4 protein-coding genes are annotated in these 3,947 nt (G+C 74.3%); 2 read left to right on the top strand and 2 right to left on the bottom strand.

Annotation, left to right across the window (positions count from 1 at the left end; translation table 11 throughout):
• Together DZF91_RS26950 and DZF91_RS26955 are read left to right on the top strand one after the other, a co-directional pair.
• On the top strand, positions 1–446 hold a 446-nt coding region (locus tag DZF91_RS26950; protein ID WP_147341403.1), incomplete at its 5' end, for a glycosyltransferase family 9 protein.
• Positions 443–1,387 carry an NAD-dependent epimerase/dehydratase family protein gene (locus tag DZF91_RS26955; protein WP_117359970.1) on the top strand — a complete coding sequence of 315 codons (945 nt, stop codon included), beginning with the start codon at positions 443–445 and terminating at the stop codon, positions 1,385–1,387. The genes DZF91_RS26950 and DZF91_RS26955, both read left to right, overlap by 4 nt.
• Here DZF91_RS26955 and DZF91_RS26960 read toward each other — a convergent pair.
• Positions 1,359–2,198: a polysaccharide pyruvyl transferase family protein gene (locus DZF91_RS26960; RefSeq protein WP_199486920.1), complete on the bottom strand. Its 840-nt coding sequence runs from the start codon at positions 2,196–2,198 to the stop codon at positions 1,359–1,361. The two genes, DZF91_RS26955 and DZF91_RS26960, sit on opposite strands and share 29 nt — an antisense overlap.
• A 109-nt stretch (positions 2,199–2,307) precedes the next feature.
• Positions 2,308–3,825 (bottom strand): glycerol kinase GlpK, encoded by a 1,518-nt coding sequence (gene glpK, locus DZF91_RS26965; RefSeq protein WP_117359972.1) that lies wholly within the window; start codon positions 3,823–3,825, stop codon positions 2,308–2,310.
• Between the last annotated feature and the right edge of the window lie 122 nt (positions 3,826–3,947).

Here is a 3,947-nt window from a genome sequence, read left to right on the forward strand (position 1 = left end):
CGCCCGAGCGGTTCGCCGAGGTCGCCGCCGCCCTGCACGCGCGCGGCGAACGCGTCGTGGTCTCCGGCGGACCGGACGAGACCGGGCTCGCCCGCGGCGTCGTCCGCGCGGCAGGGCTGCCGCCGGAGGCGGACCTGTCCGGGCGCACCGGGCCGCTGTGCCTCGCGGCGCTCATCGCGGGCGCCCGCCTGCTGGTCTCGGGCGACACCGGCGTCGCGCACCTGGCGACGGCCTACCGGACGCCGTCGGTCCTGCTGTTCGGACCGACGCCGCCCGCGCTGTGGGGGCCGCCGCCGGACCGTCCCGAGCACACCGTCCTGTGGAAGGGGCTGCGCGGCGACCCGCACGGCACCCGGCCCGATCCCGGGCTGCTCCGCATCACCCCCGGCGAGGTCGTCGCCGCCGCCGAGGGCCGACTGGCACGACCGGAAGGAGTGACACCATGAACCGCGCCGTCGTGACCGGCGGAGCCGGGTTCCTCGGCTCCCATCTCTGCGAGGCGCTGCTCGACCGCGGCTCCGCCGTGGTCTGCGTCGACAACCTGCTCACCGGGACGCACGAGAACGTCGCCCGGCTGGCAGGGCGGCCCGGGTTCCGGTTCCTGCACCGCGACGTGACCCGTCCGCTGGACGTGCCGGGACCCGTCTCGCACGTGTTGCACTTCGCCTCGGCCGCCTCGCCGGCCGACTACCTGCGGCTGCCCATCCAGACGCTGGACGTCGGGAGCCAGGGCACCCGGAACGCGCTGGAACTCGCCGAGCGCAAGGGCGCGCGGTTCGTGCTGGCGTCCACCTCGGAGGTGTACGGCGACCCGCTGGTGCACCCGCAGCCGGAGGGCTACTGGGGGAACGTGAACCCCGTCGGCCCGCGCAGCGTGTACGACGAGGCCAAGCGGTTCGGCGAGGCGCTGACCGCCGCGTTCCGGCAGGCGCGCGGGCTGGACACGGCCATCGTGCGCATCTTCAACACCTACGGTCCCCGGATGCGGCCGGACGACGGGCGGGCGATCCCGACCTTCCTGCGGCAGGCGCTCGCGGGCGAGCCGCTCACCGTCACCGGCGACGGCACGCAGACCCGGTCGATCTGCCACGTCTCCGACACCGTCCGGGGGATCGTGCTGCTCGCCGAGTCGGGCCATCCGGGCCCGATGAACATCGGGAGCCCGTTCGAGATCAGCATGGCCGACCTGGCCGCGGTGGTCATCGAGCTCACCGGGTCGCGGTCCACGATCCGGTACGTCGAGCGGCCGGTGGACGACCCGGGCGTCCGGCGCCCCGACACCTCGCTGGCCCGGCGCGCCCTCGGCTGGGAGCCCGGGGTGCCGGTCGAGAAGGGCCTGCTCGACACCCTCGACTGGTTCAGGGTCGAGCTGGGAGTGGCCGCCTGACCTCCAGGCACCAGCGCCACATCCGGTCCAGCGCGGCCTCGTCCAGCAGCGGCGGGGCCGCGTCCTCGGGGACGGTCACGACCGCCGGCCACGCCCAGGCGCGGGCCTGCGCGGTGACCTTGGCGCCGCCCCCGACCGGGTCGACGGCGAGCGCGGGCACGCCGTTCTTCAGCGCGAGGACGAGCCCGTGCAGCCGCGTCGTCACGACCATGTCGCAGCGGCGCAGCACGCTCTCCAGCTCGGCGGGCGTGGTCGCCAGCCGCCAGTCCGCCGGGTCCAGCCGGGTGTCGATCGGGAGGCGGGCGCAGTCGCGGCGGCCGAGCCAGCCCGTCAGCTCCTCCCGGATCCGCTCGTGGCGGCGGCGCGTCCCGTACTCGGCCTGGCCGGGCGCGAGGACGACCCCGACCACCGGGACGTCGGGGACGACGGGGCGGGCGGCCAGGTCGGGACCGGGCTCGGCGCCCGGCGCGTCGCGCGGGATCACCAGGTCGAAGCCGGTGACCGCCGGGTCGTCGGGGTCGAGCACCGACACGCCGACGGCGATCCGCCGGCAGTGCGCGAACCGCCCGTGCAGCGCCTCGACCTGCGGCCCGTGCAGCGGCCCGCACGCGAACACCAGGTGCGTGTAGCGGGCGGGGTCGGCGTCGTCGAGGCTCAGCGCGCCCGGCCGGAACACCGGGCTCCACGCGGTGTCGTACGGCAGGCCCATGGCGTCCAGCTCGCCGTGCACCGCCTCCATCGCCAGGACGTCGCCGGCCGTCGCCTCGCCGTCCACGAAGCTCGGCCAGCCCGTCACCAGTACGCGCGCCATGGGTGGCATGTGCCCGCATCGGTGGCTCCGATGCGGGCACACGGCAAAAATCACCCGGCGGCCGGGCACCCGCTGCCCCGGCCTCAGCACCCAGACCTCAGGGGGGAGATCAGTCGACGTCCACCCAGCCGTAGGTGCGCTCCACGGCCTTGCGCCAGCCCGCGTAGCCGGACTCGCGCTGCTCGTCGTTCCAGCGGGGCGTCCAGCGCTTGTCCTCGTTCCAGTTGCGGCGCAGCTCCTCGGTCGAGCCCCAGAACCCGACCGCCAGGCCGGCGGCGTAGGCCGCGCCGAGCGCGGTGGTCTCGGCGACCACCGGACGCGACACCGGGACGCCGAGGATGTCGGCCTGCATCTGCATGCACAGCTCGTTCGCGGTGACACCGCCGTCCACCTTCAGCACGTCCAGCGACACGCCGGAGTCCTCCCGCATCGCCTCCACGACGTCGCGGGACTGGTAGCAGATCGCCTCCAGCGTCGCGCGGGCCAGGTGGGCGTTGGTGTTGTACCGGGACAGCCCGACGATCGCCCCGCGCGCGTCGCTGCGCCAGTACGGCGCGAACAGGCCGGAGAACGCCGGGACGAAGTAGACGCCTCCGTTGTCCTCGACCTGCGCGGCGAGCGCCTCGCTCTGCGCCGCGCCGGAGATGATGCCGAGCTGGTCGCGCAGCCACTGGACGGCCGATCCGGTGACCGCGATCGAGCCCTCCAGCGCGTACACGGGCGCGGCGTCGCCGAGCTTGTAGCAGACGGTGGTGAGCATGCCCGCCTTGGAGCGGACGAGCTCCGGACCGGTGTTGAGCAGCAGGAAGTTGCCGGTGCCGTAGGTGTTCTTGGCCTCGCCCGGGGAGAAGCAGACCTGGCCGACCGTCGCGGCCTGCTGGTCGCCGAGCACGCCGCTCAGCGGCACCTCGCCGCCGAGCGGGCCGTTCGCGCGGGTCACCCCGTAGGGGTCGGGCGCGGACGACGGCCGGATCTCGGGGAGCATCGCGCGGGGGATGCCGAAGAACGACAGGAGCTGGTCGTCCCAGTCGAGGGTCTCCAGGTCCATCAGCATGGTGCGGCTGGCGTTGGTGGGGTCGGTGACGTGCACGCCGCCGTCGGTGCCGCCGGTGAGGTTCCACAGCAGCCACGTGTCGATGTTGCCGAAGACCGCCTCGCCGTTCTCGGCGGCCTCCCGCACGCCGTCGACGTTCTCCAAAATCCACTGGATCTTGCCGCCGGAGAAGTAGGTGGCGGGCGGCAGCCCGGCGCGGTGCCGGATGGTCTCGCCGCGCCCGTCCCGCTCCAGGGCGCTGGCGATGCGGTCGGTGCGGGTGTCCTGCCAGACGATCGCGTTGTAGTAGGGGCGGCCCGTCCGGCGGTTCCACACCACCGTGGTCTCGCGCTGGTTGGTGATGCCGAACGCCGCGAGGTCGGTGTGGGAGAGGTTCGCGCGGTTGAGGGTGGACTGGATGACGGCGCGGGTGCGCTCCCAGATCTCGGTGGGGTCGTGCTCGACCCAGCCGGCCTTCGGCAGGATCTGCTCGTGCTCGAGCTGGTGGCGGGCGATCTCGTTGCCGCCGTGGTCGAAGATCATGAACCGGGTGCTCGTGGTGCCCTGGTCCAGGGCTCCGACGAAGTCGGCCATCGGCACTGCTCTCCTCGCTGGTCGGGAAGGGGGACGGCGGTCAGGACGCCTTGCCGGCCGCGTCGCCGGCCGCGCCTGCGGCGGGGCCGCCGGTGCCGCCTCCGGCGGCGCCGGTTCCGGTC

The organism is Actinomadura logoneensis, from assembly GCF_003428695.1.
Taxonomy (GTDB): Bacteria; Actinomycetota; Actinomycetes; order Streptosporangiales; family Streptosporangiaceae; genus Spirillospora; species Spirillospora logoneensis.